We start from the raw sequence: 17,340 nt of genomic DNA on the forward strand, positions 1-17,340 counted from the left end.
TACTAATATACAAATAATTCGCCACTTTTTCAATTATAACACGAACAATATTAGGCACTTAATGCAGTTGGTGAAATCGTTTTATTTATCGTTTTCTTACGTCGAACTGACGTTAATTTATTTGTTGAGGTGGAGGGTGGATTTACTTTTGGGATATTCGATCTATAGAATTAAATTTTTCTGTATAACTATATATGAGCGGGTTAAGTTTGTTTTTTTGAGCTTGTTTCTATGTCGGAAATGAAGTGCCTACTTTGATGAATCGATATGCCTACCTTTCGATCGAAAGGTAGGCATATTGATTTCGAAGGTTCTTTATCTCGTTTCTTGATGCTTGGTACGGACGGGGAGCGGAGATGATGATACTTATCTGTTGGTGGTTTTTGGTGATTTTTCGGAGGTTGATAGAAATTTTTATAGGTGGTTGGGTGGAAAGTGTGCGGATAGAGGTGTCTTTTTTGTAAAAAGTTTATCCTTGTCTATCTCTCTCAAAGTCGCCTTTCGACTCAGATAGTAAAGCTTTTAGGCGGTCAGAAAAAACAAAAGATTATTCATATATTATAACTATCTTTGTGCGCATACTGCACGATTGTCACGTATGAGTGCTTTTGTAGATAACTCCCCGAGATTTTTATTCTTTTGGAGTGAGATGTTAAACTTTCAATTGTAATTATTTATGCTGAATGTCGTAACGTGGACTGTCGACCCTATTATCGTTCAAATTGACTCTCATATAGATTTGATAGGCATTATCCGAATCGGTTGGTACGGTGTCCTTTTCGGTCTCGGATTGATAGTGATCGGTTATTGGCTTATCACCAAAATGTGGAAGCATGAGCAATTGCCTGAGAAGTGGCTTACATCTCTCTTTTATGCTACACTTATAGGTACTGTCGTAGGTGCACGTCTTGGGCATTGCCTCTTTTATGCTCCTGAGTATTATCTCGCCAATCCTATCGAGATATTCAAGACTTGGCATGGCGGCCTCGCAAGCCATGGAGGTACTGTAGGGGTCATCCTTGCTCTATGGTGGTATTCTCGTAAGGTGACACACAAGAGTATATTTTGGGCTTTTGACCTCGTGGCAGTGCCGACAGGGATAGTCGCGATGATGATCCGACTTGGCAATCTGATGAATCACGAGATCTATGGGCATGCTACAGATGTGCCTTGGGCATTCAGATTTATCACCAATATCCCTGCATGGCAACAGGGTGCCGAGCCTGTGTTTTCTGCACCATCGCATCCGACGCAGTTGTACGAGGCATTGTGTTATCTGATCACGTTCCTCATCTGTATGTGGCTCTATTGGGTGAAGGGGGCTCAGAAACGTGAGGGTTTCATCTTTGGAATCTTTATGGCCTGTGTCTTTACTTCTCGCTTCTTCATCGAGTTTGTGAAGAACAACCAAAGTGCGTTTGAAGAGGGGATGGCCCTCAACATGGGACAATTGCTCAGTATCCCATTTATTCTTGCCGGTATAGCTTCGATCGTATATAGTATGCGTCATAACAAACATGCTGTAAAATAAAAACTTATATCAATCAATAATAATCATTTAGAAATATGAACTTCTTACCTAAAGTCAATGACTCTACCTACTATTTGGGTGTCAATGATCGTACCAAAGAACTCTTTGAGGGCTTGTGGCCTATTCCTAATGGTGTAGCTTACAACTCTTACCTCATCAAGGATGAGAAGAATGTCTTGCTCGACACAGTCGATATCTGTTACTCAGATCGTTTCCTTCAACGTCTTGAAAGAGCTCTTGAAGGTGCACCTCTGCACTATCTCATCGTCAACCACATGGAGCCTGACCACTCAGGATCTGTGGCTTTGCTTCGCAACAAGTATCCTGATGTACAGATCATCGGTAACAAGAAGACTCTCGATATGCTTATGGGATACTACGGCATCAACACCGGATGTCTCGAAGTAGAGGATGGAGGCGAACTCAATATCGGTAGCCGTACGCTCAAGTTTGTCTTCGCGCCTATGGTACACTGGCCAGAGGTGATGTTTACGTATGACCCAAAGGAGAAGACACTCTTCTCGGCAGATGCTTTTGGTTCGTTCGGAACAGTTGATGGCGGTATATTTGATGATCAGGTCTGCCGTGAGAAATATCTTCAGGAAGTCTACCGTTATTATTCGAACATCGTAGGTAAGTACGGTACATTTACTCAAAAGGCATTAGCAAAAGCTTCTACCATTGAGATAGATACCATCTGTTCGACACACGGTCCTGTATGGCGTACACACAAGTCAGAGATCATTTCTCTCTACGACAGACTAAGCCGCTATGAGGGAGAAGAGGGTGTTGTCGTGGCTTATGGTTCTATGTACGGACACACAGAGGAGGTGGCAGAGGTCATCGGTCGCTCTCTTGCAGCTCATGGTATCACAAAGGTTGTCTTGCACAACGTATCGAAGTCTCATGCTTCTTACATCATCGCCGATGTGTTCCGCTACAGAGGATTGATCATCGGTTCTCCTACATACAATAACGAGCTTTATCCTGAGATCGACAGCCTCCTTACCAAACTTCAAGGTCGCTTGATCCCTAACCGTCTTTACTCTTGCTTCGGTGGCTACACTTGGAACGGAGCTGCGGTGAAGAAACTCATCCCATTCGGAGAGACCATGAAGTGGGAAAGTGTCGGCAACCCTGTGGAGATCAAGATGTCTATGAATGATGATCAGGAAGCTGCAGCTTGGGAACTCGGACGTATGATGGCCGAACGCCTCATTGCTGAGCGCAAGTAATCACAGAACTATCAAAAAAACGAAGTTATGAGAGTTATTATCAGACCAGACAAGGATGCCGTAGGCGTTTGGGCCGGGGATTATGTTGCTCGTAAGATCAATGATGCTAATCCTACACCCGAAAAGCCTTTCATCCTCGGATTGCCTACGGGCTCGTCTCCTCTGGGGATGTATGCTCGTCTGATAGAACTCCATAAGGAGGGTACGGTGTCGTTTCGCAACGTCATCACCTTCAATATGGATGAGTATATCGGCATCCCGCGTGATCATGAACAGAGTTATTACACTTTCATGTGGTCCAACTTCTTCAACCACATAGACATCCCTATCGAAAGTGTAAATCTCCTCGACGGCAATGCTCCCGATATAGATGCGGAGTGTCGCAGGTATGAGGATAAGATGAAGGCTCTCGGTGGTGTCGATCTTTTTATCGGTGGTGTAGGTCCTGATGGGCATATAGCTTTCAATGAGCCGGGTTCTTCATTGGCGAGTCGTACTCGTGTGAAAACGCTTACGACAGACACGATCATTGCCAATTCTCGTTTCTTCGACCATGATACATCCAAAGTGCCTACCACTGCAGTGACAGTGGGGGTCGGAACTATCCTCGATGCCCGTGAGGTCATGATCCTCGTAAACGGTCACAACAAGGCTTTAGCTCTCAAGCAGGGTATCGAAGGTAGTGTCAATCAGATGTGGACTATCTCCGCTCTTCAGTTGCATCCGAAAGGTATCATCGTCTGTGACGAAGACTCCACGGTCGAACTCAAAGTGGGTACTTATCGGTACTTCAAGGATATTGAGAGAGGGAATATCTGATAATTGTATCATCCGAAAATATTTAAGGGAGTCAGGCTTATGAGTCTGACTCCCTTTTTGATTGTATGTTTGATCGGCACATATTTTGATGCGCTTGGACTATACTTATCCATGGCAGAGTGAAAATTGGATTAGAGCATCTTTAGCATATAGAGTTTTTTCTCTCCTCTTTACTTCAATGGGGCTGAAAAAGTCAGCCCAACTCGATTCATCAAGGCGCGTGTGTCAATTTAATAAGGGAAGTATGTCGACTTCTAACATTCTACATGTTTCACTGCCTTTCCTCGTCAAGGGTTCTCTACAATGTGGTGATACAAAATAAGGAGGGTTTGACATGAATAGTATCAAACCCTCCTTTGCTTATGTTTCTTGAGTAGGCTCAAATACAGGAGTTATCCCTTCTCAGATTGTGCCGTCTGACTTGCGTGTTTCAGAGCTTTTCTCTTCTGCCAACGGTAGACCATGTATGTCGTCGCAAAGTATATCACTGCTTGTGTCCATAGAGCGATGTATTCTGTCGATATGGAGGATAGTTCTGCACCCATGTTATTGATCTTTACAAAGCCATTGATGCCGAATGTCGATGGGAATAAATATGACAGATATTTCCAAAACGGCGCGATGGATGTCCCCGGCCATGAGATACCTGACAAAAACAACAGCGGAACCGAAGTGAAGACAAAGATCATCATCCCGGTCTCTCTGTTACGGATAAGCACGGAGCATGTCATAGCAAAAAAGACACAGGCCGACAGGTAGGGCATGAGGAAAGCAAAAAATGCCATCGGGTTACCTATATGTACAAAATCAAATAGCCACGGCACTATACATAGAGTGTAACATCCAATGAGCGAATAGATGATAAAGTAGCTCATCCCTTTCCCTATGACGATGCGTAGGGGACCACTGTAGTGGATATTGGAGGGTATGATGCTTCCGCTGCGATTGCGTTCCCTGATTGTCCCGGCTGAGAGTCCCACACCCAAGAGCAGAGTCTGCTGGATGATGAGGATGAGTACGGCGGGAAGGAGGAATGACGCAAACCCCGAGGTCGGGTTGAAGAGTGCCACCTCCTCATACTCGACGGGGTAGGATAGTATCTCTTCCTCTCTGTCCGTCGTCTTACCCCCACGAGCTATCTTGATCTCCTTGTTCATTTCCAGAGATGCATTGGTATTTGCGATGACGATGGACTTATAATAGAGCAAACCGCTCATATCGCAGTAAAGGCTGACCGTGGATTGGCGCCCGAGATTGAGATTGGTGTCAAAGTCCTCGGGTATATACACGATCCCATGAGCCTTATGTGAGCGCATCATCTCCTGCGCCTCACTCATATTGGCACAGTAGGCAATGACTTCTACATCCGGAGTGGCATTTACTCTACGCAGGTAGTCCCTGCTGAGGGACGAACCACTATCGTTCACAACTGCAATCGGAACTTTCCGCACGACTTCGGGATTGTATATATAGCTGTAAAGTAAAGGATAAAGGAGTGGGACAAGGACGAAGAATATCATCACGCCCGTGTCTCTGTAAGTCATCCTGTTCTCTTGCGAGAAGATGTAGAAGATGTCTTCGATGACTTCTCTCATTTTTCGCCTTGTACTTGTCTTTTCAGTATTCATTACGGAACGTATGTGTTGTATCTGAGAGCGTTATGTAACCTGTTCAATACTATGAACGGCAGAAGTAAAAATGCCGAGAGCGCCACGTAGTTGCCCCATGAATAGATCATGGCAAAGCCGTTGAGAGCCTGGTCTGCATAGATCAGAAAGAAATGTCTGAGGGGGAAAAGGATGCTTAGGGCTTGTATCATCTTGGGCATTGCCATGACGGGGAACGAAAAACCTGCGACGGATAGAGAGATCACTCCCCATAGCGAAGCAAAACTAAGACCCAATCGTAGCATCGGGAATGTCCCTATCATAAAGATCCCCATGGCTTGGGACGCAAGGATGAGAAGAGTGGTGGCAAGGAGCATCGTACCTATACCACTCTGACAAGGAAATCCCAGATAGCCATAGAGGTAGATGTTGTACAAAAATCCCATGATCATCCAGATGACGGTATGTGGCAGGAGTTTACCCGACAAGGCGACGTATATCGAGTCGCCAGCTGTCTTGAGCCACTCTTGCGCCGTCCCATTTTTGATCTCTATACCAATGGTACATACTGTCACCATAAGGATCAGTAGAGAAAGTATCCCGGGTAGTATACCGTTGGATAGATAGATGGAGTAATTGATCCACGGATTGCTGATAGCGTGGGTCTCTATGACAATAGGTCGTAAAAATCCCATTGCCTGATCTTCCGTAGCTCCTTTGGCATACAATATCTGCCGTGCAGCACCACCCGAAGCAAGCTCTCCGAGCATCTTCATATCCCTGAACTGTAAAGAGCCTGCGATGAGGTATGAGTAGTTGGTATAGAAGGAGATCTTCGGCTGTCTCTGTGATATCAACTCCTTTCCCAAGTCTTGAGGAAAGTAGTAGTAACCGTATATCTCTCCACGTTGCATTGCTTCCCTTGCTTCGGATACGCTTTCGTAGTGTGCCACGACCTTGGTCTGAGCAAAGACATCGAGATTGCGCACAAGTTTTCGGGACGTGGATGAATTGTCGAGGTCTACCACACCGGCAGGCATCTCTTTGGGTAGTCCATCGGACATCAGTGTGGTAAAAAAGATGTAGCAGAAGAGCGGAGCTATGACCATACAGAAGATAAAAAGCGGGCGTGAAGTCAGTAGCCTGATCTCACGCTTCGTCACTTCCCATATCCGGTCTCTCCTTGATAACAAGGTATCCATGGCTCCTCTTATTTCTCTAAGATCACTGACATTCCGGGGCGGAGGTCTGCTACCGTTTCGATAGGTGTGGCTCTTACTTCAAATGTCTTGAGGTCGTATTGTCCGGTTGTTTTTGTTGCTTTCCAAACAGCGTATGATCCCATATCCCTGAGGTAAGAGACTTTGAGCCTTACAGATCTGTTGGATAGTGCAGGGATGATGGCTTCAAACTCCGAGCCCATCTTCATGTCTCCGAGGAGATCTTCTCGTACGTTGAATGTCACCCATTGTTGATCAAGTTGTACTATGGACATGATCGGTGCACCGGTACCTACGAGTTCGCCTCTCTTTGGGAATATCTCTGCCACCTCTCCATCAGCCTGAGCTATGAGATAAGTCTCTTGTACGTAAGCTTGCACTTCAGCCACTGCACCTTTCGCACGTGCGACAAGTGCTTCGGCAGCCTGCTTGTCTTCACGTTGGGTACCATTCTTTGCCATTTCGTACTGAGCTTGAGCAGCACGCTCGGTTGCTATGGCTGCATTTCTTTGTGCTGTCACTTCGTCAAATTTTTGAGACGTGATCACACCATTCTCATGCAGGCGCTGGAGTCTTTGGTAGGACTTTTCAGCGATGTCTACTCCGGCCTTTGCCTTTTGCCACATCTCGTAAGCAGCTTGTATCTGTTCTGCTCTCGCTCCCTTTATGGCCTTTGTGTTTTGAGCCTCTGCTGCGGCTTGGGCAGCCATGGCCTGTTCCATCTTTGCCTGTACTTCCGGAGCTTCGAGTATAGCAAGGGTATCTCCTGCACGGACACTCTCACCCTCTTTTACTTTGAGTTCAAGGATACGACCGGGGACTTTGCTCGATACACGGAACTCATCCGCTTCGGCCTGCCCCTGTATGGTGGTATCGCTCTTGCTGAGCATGAAGAATCCTACTATGGCTACTACGGCAAGGACAGCCAACAGTGTCACAAATGCCACGAGCATACTGCTGTTTTGAGATTTATTATTAGTTGTCATATCGGTGTATGTTGTGTTGTTGTTATCTATGTTTCGAGTTTCAATATTCAGAATAAGTGTCCCAAAGCCTTTCGGAGGTAAACATCAGCAAGTCGGACATCTATCTGTGCATCTATCTTTGCCGACTGAGCCGAGAGCCATGCTGTCTGAGCCTCCAGTACATTGGCCGTCGTATTTACACCCTCCTTGTGCCCGAGTGTCGCATAGCGTAGGTTTTCGTCTGCATGAGCCAAGTTTTGGATGGCCATGATGAGGCGTTTGTTGGCTTCTTTGACACGGGCGTTGGACTGATTGACTTGTAGTTCGATCTTTTCTTTGGCACTGTCGAGACGGAGCTGTGCCATACGAGCTTCGGATTTTGCGGCACGGACCTTATGGTATCCTTCGCCCCAGTTCCACAGCGGGATCTTGACCATGACACCTACGTTCCACATCGCACCAAACTTGTTTTCAAACCCATTGAATGAAGAGGGGTTGGATACAAGATAGTTGCCTACCAATGCCACGTTGGGCAAGTGCTCTGAGAGAGCCAGGCGTACCTTTTGTTGCGATATTTTGGTGAGGAGGTCGAGACTCTTGAGCTCGGATCTGTTGTCAAACGCTTGTCGGGCATCTGTCGAACCCTCATAGATTGTACTTGGGATATCGCTGAGAGACTCGTCCTCGAGCGATATTTCCGAGTCTATCGCAAGTCCACACAGCTGGCAGAGGAGCATCTTTGAGAGACTGAGACCGTCTTCGACCTTGGACATCGTCATCTCTGCTTCGTTGACTTTGACTTTGACGGATAGGAGGTCTGACTGTGTTGCCACACCTTCGTCTACAAGCATCTGTACATCCGACTCCAGCTGCTTCAGTAGCTTGAGGTAGTTGGAGCTCAACTTGTGTTTGTTGATCAACGATACCACTTGCCAGTATGCCTGATCGACACTCAGGATCACTTCGGCTTTGTCTCCTCTTTGTTTCTGTTGTGCAAGGGCTTCTGCGTACCTGGTGATCCGGTTGTATGCTCGTATCTTCCCTCCCATAAATATGGGCTGAGTCAAAGTGACAGCTCCCACATACATATTCCTTGTATCGGTACGTGATCCGTCTGCAATACTCTGTCCCAAGGTATTGAGGTTGTTGGCTATGTTGGGAAGCACCTGTTGGTTGAGCGACATTACAAGTGGAGCCAAGTCCGGGTGTTTTAGCAGTATCCCCTGTATCATCTGTGCGAGTGCAGGGTCTTTGCCGATACCGCTGATTATTGTCGTTCCCATATGAGATAGGCGCTCTTTCTGCTCCTCACTCAAGAGTGCAATCTCTTTGCTGTTGTGCATATAAGATCCGGTAGCGGAGAGTGAAGGGAGACAAGCCGTAAAGGCCGCTTTCCTTTGGCTTCGCGCTGCATTGACTCGCTCTTGAGCCATGAGTAGCTCTTTATTGTTGGTTAAGGCCAAAGACCTGCAGCTATCTATACTTAAGACCCTCCGGGCTTGGACCGGTAGTACGAGGGATACCCATAAGGAAAGGGCGAGGATAGGTTTCATCGTTGTATTTAATTATATCTCTAATAATGTGTTAATGTTGTGCTAATAATAAAATAATGTATTGCACACGTGTGCAAAAGTACGCCCTTTTATTCAAAAAGAAAAATCTTTTGAGTGAAATTCGCTAAAGATAAAAAAGCCATCGTTTCTCAATATGATTTTGTCTGAGGTTTAATGAAATATTCTCCTGAGTTGCTCCTAACTCTTTCGAACAGAGGATGGTTGCAAGTTTATGCTTCGGATTGGAATGATTTCAAGTGGGGCTTAGTCCATAATACATCCGTTGTCGAGCATTTCTGAGGTACAGAAAAAGGTTGTCTAACTTGAGACATCAAGTTAGACAACCTTTTTCATCAAGTTAGACAACTTGATTTGGAGGCTTGTATATCTCCTTCTTGATCTTGTTCCGATGGCCGGGGGGAGTATGCGTAAAAAAGACATCGTCAGGCAGATGTCAGTCAAAAACACCTGCCGGACGACGTCTCCGTTGTAGATATTTCTATACTATAATTATAGTTTGTGCTTAGAGGACGAACTTGCTACGTCCGACGAGATAGCCGTCCGCAAATATCTCCACGCGGTAACTGCCCTCCTCGAGATACTCATCTATATCCCAATACATATCGAGAGAGGTGGCTTCTCCCGTGTACTCGATCTGGCGTGAGATAGAGTAGGGGATTTCGCTGCCTTCAAATGTAAAAGTGCCGTACGAAGACTTGAGGAGCAGAGTGTCATCCGGTTTGTAGAGGCGGACGTAGACTTTTTTCATCCCCGGCTCTGCGGTGATGTTTTGATCGATCGCAAATGAGACTTTGAATTGTTTCATTTTCTTGACCTTCTTTGTTGGCTTACCCTTGTCTGTGAGGTAGTCCACGCGGATATTGGATACGACCAGTTTGCTGGCAAGTTCCACTTGTTTTGAGAGACGTTGCTTCTCCTCTTGAAGTTGATTGCGTTGCGTGCTGACTTGGTGTATCTGAGCTCTCACTTCCTTGTTCTCAGTACGGAGAGCTTGATTGGCAGCATTGAGAGAGTCGATCTGAGCGACATAGTTGCGCATGATCTTACGGAGAGTTTGCAACTCCCTTTTGAGCTCGTTGATACGCTTGGCATTGGTGCTCTTGACAGTCTTGAGCTCCTCCATGAGTCTCTGTACCTTAGCCTGTTCGTTGGAGAGTTGGGCGACGAGAGAGTCGTTGTTTATCGAGAACTTGTACCCTTCGTATTGTAGCGAGAGCTCGTTGTACTCTTCTTCGAGGAACTGTCTGTCGAGCTCACTTTGGGCTGTGATCGTCTCTATCGTTTTGCTCTGGTGCCAGATGTAATAAGCACCGCAGAGGATGATAAGGGCAAGGACGATGCCTCCTACAATCAGACCCGCTCGACGTTGTCTTTGTTTGTTTTCAATCTGTTCGTTCATATTTCAGGATGATGTTTATTTGGTTCTTTTCATTTTGCCTTTTTGCCAAGTGTACTTTATTCCTTCATTATTGAGGAGGGGAAGCAAGTCCGGGTGCAGCCTGCGTGCCATCTCATCATCAAATGTAGATGTGTACATGGTGAGGGTGGGAGTTTCGGCACCAAAGTTGGCATAGAGGTCGAGACTACCTCTCTCTACCATTGCGTTTTTGAATACAAGCAGTGTGCTGTCTTTGGCATTTTTGAGGAAATCTTCCGATCGAGGAAATTGTTCTATGATGCTTCCGGTGGACAACTCTTTCCACTCACGGTCATAAAACTTGATCACGGACTGTCGTGGGGGAACGCACGAGGTGGCTATCATACCTATAATCGTGGTCCCGTCATCGGTGCGTAGGAGCTTGTATTGTAGCTCTGTATGCTTGTCCGGAGACAAACGAATGTATGAGGAGGTAAGATGATGTATCATAGCACTGCCTCCCAGGGGATTAGTCACTGTATGGTCTATGCTTTTACCCTTAGGGTCGGACAGGTAAAGGCTGAGCATCTTGGACCTTGCAGTCTTGGGTAGTATGGGCAAGAGTTGCTCGGGAACCTCGATGAAGAGGTCCTTGATCTCCTGTGCACTCAGAGTACTTCCCTGAAGGGTAAGTACCACAGTCATGATCAGAATGTAAATTTTTCGCATCTAAGTCTTAATAGTTATAGTCTGATGACAAAGATACATATTTGTCTATTATTTGAGCCTGTTCGAGAACCTTTGAACACTCATATGTCGGTGATTCATAGCGTTTAGCAGATCTGTTTTATATCATATTTTAACCTTTTGAAAGGTATAAATACGCTATGATTTAAAAAAATGTGGTATCTTTGCAGCAGTAAAGTGATAAAAAATTTTTTATTTCAGGGCATTTTCCCTTGTATTTATTCGTACATGTGTCAAGAGATGCTATGGGGTGGGAAAGTCTATAGCACATACAAATGTAAATTTATTTAATTAGATGAAACCAGTAGATATCGAACGTCATTGGGGTTGCAAGCATTTTGCCCAAACAGGCAGATGCTGCTTTTCCACAAAGGTTTATGCGAAAGATGATCGCGTCGAGTTGAAGTCTGAGGGTAGCATGATGTTGATCTTTGTAGAGGATGGTGCGATCAGCTACTCACTCAACGATGCTTCTGTGGTGAAGGTCGATCAAGACTTCATCCTCCTACTCGACAAGGAGTCTCATATAATCTTTAAATTTTATCAAACATGCAGGTTGAGCGTTTTCACTTTTGATGAACCAACAAGGTTGTGTGACAACTACGACATCAATAAGCTCAAACGTTATGCCCCATCAACTATGGAGGTGACTATTTTGCCCATTGTGTCGCCTCTCGATCTTGCTCTCAAGTCTACAGAGATGTACTATGAGGCAGGTCTCAACTGTGGTGTGGTGATGGAAGCCAAGTTAAAAGAGTTTTTCTTCCTCCTTTCGGCATTTTATAGTCCCGAAGAGTTGGGTAAATTTTTGGCTCCACTCCTCCGTGATGAGGTGGACTTCAAGGAGTTTGTGATCAACAACTACTCCAAGGTCAGCACCGTACAGGAATTGGCACAGCTCAGAAATATGTCTTTGAGAGTATTCAACAAGACATTCAAGGATACCTTCAATATGCCTCCATATCAATGGATGCTCAACCAGAAGGGTATACAGATCGAGAAGAAGCTCGCTCAGAAGTCTGTCAGCTTTGCCGATATTATCGAGCAGTTTGGATTCTCCTCTCCATCGCACTTCACGGTCTACTGTCGTCGTCAGTATGGAATGACGCCTACACAGAAGCGTAGAGAGCTTATCGATGGGGATATGCAGAAGAAAAAGTAAGAGAAGTAGTCTTCCCCATAACGACAAACCAAATGAGGAGAAGCACAGGTGGATATCCGTCCCTGTGCTTCTCTTCTTTTTTTGCCGGCAGAGTCCGGTGTCCCTTATGCTTGTACGAAAAAGAAAAAGCACGTCAGGCTTATTTTCCCCTTTTTCCTTGCCCAATTCATCTTTATGCAAGCTCAGAGTGCTTTTTACTGTTAAAGTGTGTTTTTTTATCTTCTAAGAGGGCTTCTGTTGGAGCTCTCACGGTTCAAAGAGCGTGCAAAATAGTATTTTTTGTGTACATTTGCTTGCGTACAACCTTACCAAAGGTATATGGAAGCGAATAAAAAAATAAAAGAACTCTCTATCCGTCTTGGTGCTGCAATGCGTGAGATGGAGGCTGTCAGGCAAGAGTTGCTCTCTATAGATAACGAGCTCAAAAATCTCTACAGATACAACGAGGAGTCAGAGACTGAGTCCGGGAATGTATTCGTGGGCGTCAAGATGCCTACGTTTACTCCCGTAAATAGCGATGAGGCTGCAGCTTCTCGGCAGATAGATGTGTCTGTGCCTTCCGGCAGCCAACTTTCAAAACGTATGGTCGACTATATCAGTGTCATTGATATTTTCCGATTTCAGTGCGAACTGTTTGGTAATGACTCTGAGGAGATGCATCGTGTTTTTACGGAGCTTGAGGGCTTGTCTTCTTTTACAGAGGGACAGGACTACATCTCTCGTACATTGTTATTGGATCCACAACGCGAAATTGTGGCAGATCTCTTGAGGATGATCGCTCCGTATTATACTGAGAGGGACTGAACTTCAAACGCCGGAGCGCTGCCATTTATGAATCCCCTTATCATCATACCCACGCCTATAGGTAATCTTGAGGATATCACCCTCAGGGCTCTGCGTTGTATGCGTGAGGCAGATCTCATCGTGGCAGAGGATACGCGTACGACACAACGACTGCTCAAGGCTTATGAGATATCCACCCCTGTACGCAGCTATCATATGCACAACGAACATAGTGTGGCTGCGGGCATAGTCCAACAGATACTCCTCGGGCATAAGATTGCTTTGGTCTCAGACGCAGGTACACCGGGGATCTCTGATCCGGGGTTTTACCTTGTGAGGGAGTGTGTCGAGGCCGGTATCGAAGTTGTCTGTCTCCCGGGAGCCACGGCTCTCATTCCTGCATTGGTAGGATCAGGTTTGCCTTGCGATAAGTTTTATTTTGAGGGTTTTCTCCCTCATAAGAAGGGCCGTAAGTCTCGCATTGAAGCGATAGCAACGAGAGATGTCACGACAATCCTGTACGAAGCCCCTACAAGGTTGATCAAACTCCTTGAGCAGGTCAGAGAGAGCGTTGGCAATGAGAGAGAAATAGTAGTAGTGAGAGAACTTACCAAGATTCATGAAGAATATGTGCGTGGTACGGCAGATCAGCTCCTTACTCACTTTGAGGCAAAACCTCCTCTCGGAGAGATCGTTGTTATCATTGCACCCAAAGAAAAAGAAATATCTCAGCACACAAATAAGTATCAACATCTAAAATGAGAAGTATATGAAAAAGTTGAATTTTATTTTAGTTTGCGCATTAGTGGCATTGTTTACATCTTGTGGTGAAAACTCATCCGCGTACAAGAAGTTGCAGAAGCAGTATGACTCCCTTTTGACAGTCTCTGCCACTGCAGATCAAAATCTTGAAGAAATGCTCTCTATCATCAATGATGTCGAACAGAGTTTCCAAGACATCAGAGAGGCAGAAAACTATGTGACAATCAAAAGAAAAAGCGGGGAACTCAATGCTTCTACTCGCGAAGAGATCCGCAACAACATGAGGATCTTTACTGAAAACCTCAAGAAGAGTAGAGAACAGCTTGACTTGCTCAACGAAGAACTTCGTAAGAATAATATCAAGTCTAAGTCTCTTGCTGCTAAGATCAAACAGATGACAAAGCAGCTCGAACTCAAGGAAGCTGAAATGGAAAATCTCCGCAGAGAACTCGCTTCGAGAGATATCCGTATCAACGAACTTGATAGTACTGTGGCAAACTTGTCAAGAAATGTAGAGGATCTCACTCATGAAAACAGACAGAGAGAAGAGATCATGAAGAGACAAGACAATGATCTCAATACTGCTTACTATTGTTTCGGTAGTGTTGCCGAACTAAAGGAACACAAGATCATCTCCGGTGGTGGACTCTTCTCAAGCGCAAAAGTGCTTCCTGAAGGCTTCAACAAGGATTATTTCCTATCTGTCGATATCAGAGAACTTACATCTATCCCTCTATATGCTCCTAAGGCAAGAGTGCGTACTCAGCACCCTTCTTCATCTTATGAGTTTGTAAAAGACAGCGAAGGCAAGATGACTCTAAATATCCTTGATGCTAAGGAATTCTGGAGCCTGAGCCGTTACCTTGTCGTAGAGGTGAATCTCTAATATATTGTTGTTGCTTTCCTCTTGTATCAAGAATGATCAAAACCGTCTTTATAGACTTTGATGATACTCTTTGGGATACCAAGGGGAACAACAAAGAAACACTGAAAGAACTATACTCTCTCCTCGATTGGGGTAGAGGGTATGGTTCTTTTGATGTTTTTTGGGAGAAGTACTACCCATATAATGAGCATCTGTGGGCTTTGTATCGGCACGGAGAAATATCCAAGAAAGAACTTATGTACAATCGCTTTGCGCATACTCTTGCTCCGGTGGGGATCACTTCGGAGGATGATATCTCTGAGATCAACAGCCTGTTTATTGGTGGTACAGCCAAGAAAACCGGAGTGGTAGAGGGGGCTTTTGCCCTCTTGGAGTATCTGAGTAGCATGTACAAGGTCGTGATCCTCTCTAATGGGTTCAGGGAGGTGCAGAGAGCTAAGATGACAGTTTCCGGTATTGCCCCTTACATAGACCATCTTGTCCTATCAGAGGACGCCGGTGTCAGCAAACCAAGTAAGCGTATATTTGATTATGCTTTCTCTGTCACCAACAGTCGACCCAAAGAGACGATAATGATCGGAGACAGTTGGGAGGCCGATATCGTGGGAGCACAGAATGCTCGTATCCCTTCGATATGGTTCAATCCCTCGGGTGAAACCCGAGAGCGAGACAATATTGCTCGGATGACTCCTATATACGAAGTCGAGAGACTTGATCAAATACCCTCCCTACTTAGGGATATGCTTCCTCTCTGAGTCGGCATCTGCCCATATCTTATCTTCTTATATCTTTTTATTCAAGCCGATTGTGAAGCCCATTGAGGTGTCCACAGTCATATATCCGTTCAGTTATGAATAATCCAAAAATCTTCCGGAAATTCAAGCTCAAAGCCTCAGATTTCAGTGCTGTGGTAAGTCGAAGCAACATGATGATCATTTACTCCCTGATTTTGTATCTCCTCTTTGTCTTTACCATTGAAGGAGAGCGAGAGAAGGGATTTATTTTAGGAAAGTTTGATGCCGAGCTCTTGGGGGTATATGCTTTGCCTTTTATGATATTGACGTATGTCCTCCTATATAGGATGGAAGATCGCATCTCTCGTTTTTGGCAATATATCCTCAATCTTGTTCCTGCGCTTATGCTCTTACTTTGGGGGCTCTTTGGGATAGGAGGAGCATTCAAGTCTCCCGAGCTGTTTGTTGTCTCTTATCTTCTATCTGTTATTCTGCTGATTGTGACCCTTCCCGGTGTCAGCAAAGATGATCGTAGCATTGTCAATAGAGGCTATGATGTCCTCATGGCTTTGCTGTCAACCATTTTCCTTGTCGGTGTGATCTGGGGATTGGTCGTCGGTATTTCGGAAGCATTGCTGTATCTTTTTGAGTTTGAGGCGGAGGAGAGCTACAAGATCTATGTCTATCTTTTCATCCCATTCGTCATCGCTCCCTTGATGTACAGATACCTCGAGGAAGTGTTCTTTTCGCTGAAGAGAGAGGAGGCTCCCGTTCTGAATATTACGTTCAATTACGTCCTGTCTCCTGCGGTCGCTATCTACACGGTTATTATCACCTTGTATCTGCTGAAGTTTTTTATCTTTTCCATCGTGCCACATGGGATATTCTCGTATATCACCATCAGTCTTTTCATCGTAGGACTTTTGGTGCTGTCTGCTCGCTATTTGCTATTTGAGATGACTCGTTTCACGGATTGGCTGGCGAGGAACTATAAATGGGCGATGATCCCGACTCTCGCGCTCTTTGCCTGGGCTGTCTATGTGCGTGTTGCAGCTTATGGTTGGACGGTCTTGCGTGTCTACCTTGCAGCCATTGGGGTCATCATGCTTATGACTACGATAGCTCTTTTCTTTTCTCCTTCGAGAGTTTTCCGTGTGTTTTTGTACAGTATCCTTATCGTCATCGGAGGGTTGTCGTACAACTTTGTCCTTTCTCCGAAAAAACTGTCTCTGATGTCTCAGGAAAACCGCATGGTCTCATTGGCGCGTGAGTTAGGATTTCTCGGAGGCAAGGATGGCAAATTTTTACCTGTCGAGGAGATCAATAAGATAGAAGGGCTCGTTGATGAACGTGTATCAGAGTTTAGGGAAGCATATAACTACTTGAGTTTTCAGGGGGATGATCTGTGGCTCACAGAGACGTATGGACAGTTGGATATCGACAATGTCAAGCCTCGATGTCAGAACTCGGAGCCCATCCACAGGATAAGGCTGTCAGTCGATGATATTAACCATGAGTATGATGTCACTCGTTATCGCTCTGTGCTGAGAGGTGCATTATACTTCAGTGATGTTTCAATTCCTGATGTTGTCCAAATATCCTTCCGAAACAGTATTCTTGTTCGGGTGCCTGCAGACTTGATTATCAATGAGCTCTTTTCCACTTATTCTCTCGACGAGGCGAATGACTCTGATATCTCTATGACTCAGGGGACGTATATATTTAATTTTCAGAATTATGATATTTTCATTGATCGAGTCTTCTTTTCTTTCTATGAGGATAAGTGGCACGTGGATTTTCTTGATGTTACGATGATCGGGGTATTGAAAGAAGAGTAGTGGGAGCGGTATATTCTGCATCAAAACTGTTTCTCTCCTTTTGATTTGGATGATGTACAAGGAGAAGGATATAGAACCTTCGAAATTAAGGTGTCTAACTTGACACAAAAGGTTGTCTGA

The 17,340-nt window shown here is 45.2% G+C and carries 15 protein-coding genes; 9 read left to right on the forward strand and 6 right to left on the reverse strand.

The features are described 5' to 3' along the window. Positions 1-676 precede the first annotated feature (676 nt). The 3 genes from lgt to nagB are packed head-to-tail and all read left to right on the forward strand — an operon-like array spanning position 677 to position 3,585. Positions 677-1,531, forward strand: a complete 855-nt coding sequence (gene lgt, locus Q4A14_RS05175; RefSeq protein ID WP_303170442.1) for a prolipoprotein diacylglyceryl transferase — start codon at positions 677-679, stop codon at positions 1,529-1,531. Between the two features lie 35 nt (positions 1,532-1,566). Then, positions 1,567-2,766 (forward strand): FprA family A-type flavoprotein, encoded by a 1,200-nt coding sequence (locus tag Q4A14_RS05180; protein ID WP_303170444.1) that lies wholly within the window; start codon positions 1,567-1,569, stop codon positions 2,764-2,766. Between the two features lie 27 nt (positions 2,767-2,793). Then, on the forward strand, positions 2,794-3,585 hold the full coding sequence (nagB, locus tag Q4A14_RS05185) for a glucosamine-6-phosphate deaminase (protein WP_303170445.1): 792 nt from the start codon (positions 2,794-2,796) through the stop codon (positions 3,583-3,585). A 392-nt stretch (positions 3,586-3,977) separates the two neighbouring features. Here nagB and Q4A14_RS05190 read toward each other — a convergent pair whose 3' ends face one another. The 6 genes from Q4A14_RS05190 to Q4A14_RS05215 form a co-directional block, all read right to left on the reverse strand. Then, on the reverse strand, positions 3,978-5,213 hold the full coding sequence (locus tag Q4A14_RS05190) for an ABC transporter permease (protein WP_303170446.1): 1,236 nt from the start codon (positions 5,211-5,213) through the stop codon (positions 3,978-3,980). Then, on the reverse strand, positions 5,213-6,394 hold the full coding sequence (locus Q4A14_RS05195; RefSeq protein ID WP_303170447.1) for an ABC transporter permease: 1,182 nt from the start codon (positions 6,392-6,394) through the stop codon (positions 5,213-5,215). The genes Q4A14_RS05190 and Q4A14_RS05195 overlap by 1 nt, the downstream gene beginning before the upstream one ends. An 8-nt stretch (positions 6,395-6,402) precedes the next feature. After that, complete coding sequence (locus Q4A14_RS05200; protein ID WP_303170449.1) at positions 6,403-7,398, reverse strand: HlyD family secretion protein; 996 nt, start codon at positions 7,396-7,398, stop codon at positions 6,403-6,405. A 47-nt stretch (positions 7,399-7,445) separates the two neighbouring features. Further along, the gene (locus Q4A14_RS05205; RefSeq protein ID WP_303170450.1) at positions 7,446-8,930 is read right to left on the reverse strand and encodes a TolC family protein; all 1,485 of its coding nucleotides are present in this window, start codon (positions 8,928-8,930) and stop codon (positions 7,446-7,448) included. Between the two features lie 523 nt (positions 8,931-9,453). After that, positions 9,454-10,350, reverse strand: a complete 897-nt coding sequence (locus tag Q4A14_RS05210; protein WP_303170451.1) for a hypothetical protein — start codon at positions 10,348-10,350, stop codon at positions 9,454-9,456. A 15-nt stretch (positions 10,351-10,365) separates the two neighbouring features. Next, positions 10,366-11,037 (reverse strand): DUF3256 family protein, encoded by a 672-nt coding sequence (locus Q4A14_RS05215; protein WP_303170453.1) that lies wholly within the window; start codon positions 11,035-11,037, stop codon positions 10,366-10,368. Between the two features lie 313 nt (positions 11,038-11,350). Here Q4A14_RS05215 and Q4A14_RS05220 point away from each other — a divergent pair, with 313 nt between their 5' ends. The 6 genes from Q4A14_RS05220 (at position 11,351) to Q4A14_RS05245 (ending at position 17,220) form a co-directional block, all read left to right on the forward strand. Then, on the forward strand, positions 11,351-12,217 hold the full coding sequence (locus Q4A14_RS05220) for an AraC family transcriptional regulator (RefSeq protein ID WP_303170455.1): 867 nt from the start codon (positions 11,351-11,353) through the stop codon (positions 12,215-12,217). A 318-nt stretch (positions 12,218-12,535) separates the two neighbouring features. Then, positions 12,536-13,021, forward strand: a complete 486-nt coding sequence (locus Q4A14_RS05225) for a hypothetical protein (RefSeq protein WP_303170457.1) — start codon at positions 12,536-12,538, stop codon at positions 13,019-13,021. 27 nt (positions 13,022-13,048) lie between these two features. Continuing rightward, complete coding sequence (gene rsmI, locus Q4A14_RS05230) at positions 13,049-13,762, forward strand: 16S rRNA (cytidine(1402)-2'-O)-methyltransferase (protein WP_303170458.1); 714 nt, start codon at positions 13,049-13,051, stop codon at positions 13,760-13,762. 7 nt (positions 13,763-13,769) lie between these two features. Beyond that, positions 13,770-14,648: a hypothetical protein gene (locus Q4A14_RS05235; protein ID WP_303170459.1), complete on the forward strand. Its 879-nt coding sequence runs from the start codon at positions 13,770-13,772 to the stop codon at positions 14,646-14,648. 32 nt (positions 14,649-14,680) lie between these two features. Beyond that, on the forward strand, positions 14,681-15,403 hold the full coding sequence (locus Q4A14_RS05240) for a YjjG family noncanonical pyrimidine nucleotidase (protein WP_303170461.1): 723 nt from the start codon (positions 14,681-14,683) through the stop codon (positions 15,401-15,403). A 95-nt stretch (positions 15,404-15,498) separates the two neighbouring features. Then, the gene (locus Q4A14_RS05245; protein ID WP_303170462.1) at positions 15,499-17,220 is read left to right on the forward strand and encodes a DUF4153 domain-containing protein; all 1,722 of its coding nucleotides are present in this window, start codon (positions 15,499-15,501) and stop codon (positions 17,218-17,220) included. Positions 17,221-17,340 lie beyond the last annotated feature (120 nt).

The sequence above is a fragment of the Porphyromonas sp. genome, assembly GCF_030529325.1.
Lineage (GTDB): Bacteria > Bacteroidota > Bacteroidia > Bacteroidales > Porphyromonadaceae > Porphyromonas_A.

What these genes read in the sequence shown, in the direction of transcription:
- lgt (WP_303170442.1), top strand. Translation starts at nt 677, where the DNA reads ATGCTGAATGTCGTAACGTGGACTGTCGACCCTATTATCGTTCAAATT.
- Q4A14_RS05180 (WP_303170444.1), top strand. Translation starts at nt 1,567, where the DNA reads ATGAACTTCTTACCTAAAGTCAATGACTCTACCTACTATTTGGGTGTC.
- nagB (WP_303170445.1), top strand. Translation starts at nt 2,794, where the DNA reads ATGAGAGTTATTATCAGACCAGACAAGGATGCCGTAGGCGTTTGGGCC.
- Q4A14_RS05190 (WP_303170446.1), bottom strand. Translation starts at nt 5,213, where the DNA reads ATGAATACTGAAAAGACAAGTACAAGGCGAAAAATGAGAGAAGTCATC.
- Q4A14_RS05195 (WP_303170447.1), bottom strand. Translation starts at nt 6,394, where the DNA reads ATGGATACCTTGTTATCAAGGAGAGACCGGATATGGGAAGTGACGAAG.
- Q4A14_RS05200 (WP_303170449.1), bottom strand. Translation starts at nt 7,398, where the DNA reads ATGACAACTAATAATAAATCTCAAAACAGCAGTATGCTCGTGGCATTT.
- Q4A14_RS05205 (WP_303170450.1), bottom strand. Translation starts at nt 8,930, where the DNA reads ATGAAACCTATCCTCGCCCTTTCCTTATGGGTATCCCTCGTACTACCG.
- Q4A14_RS05210 (WP_303170451.1), bottom strand. Translation starts at nt 10,350, where the DNA reads ATGAACGAACAGATTGAAAACAAACAAAGACAACGTCGAGCGGGTCTG.
- Q4A14_RS05215 (WP_303170453.1), bottom strand. Translation starts at nt 11,037, where the DNA reads ATGCGAAAAATTTACATTCTGATCATGACTGTGGTACTTACCCTTCAG.
- Q4A14_RS05220 (WP_303170455.1), top strand. Translation starts at nt 11,351, where the DNA reads ATGAAACCAGTAGATATCGAACGTCATTGGGGTTGCAAGCATTTTGCC.
- Q4A14_RS05225 (WP_303170457.1), top strand. Translation starts at nt 12,536, where the DNA reads ATGGAAGCGAATAAAAAAATAAAAGAACTCTCTATCCGTCTTGGTGCT.
- rsmI (WP_303170458.1), top strand. Translation starts at nt 13,049, where the DNA reads ATGAATCCCCTTATCATCATACCCACGCCTATAGGTAATCTTGAGGAT.
- Q4A14_RS05235 (WP_303170459.1), top strand. Translation starts at nt 13,770, where the DNA reads ATGAAAAAGTTGAATTTTATTTTAGTTTGCGCATTAGTGGCATTGTTT.
- Q4A14_RS05240 (WP_303170461.1), top strand. Translation starts at nt 14,681, where the DNA reads ATGATCAAAACCGTCTTTATAGACTTTGATGATACTCTTTGGGATACC.
- Q4A14_RS05245 (WP_303170462.1), top strand. Translation starts at nt 15,499, where the DNA reads ATGAATAATCCAAAAATCTTCCGGAAATTCAAGCTCAAAGCCTCAGAT.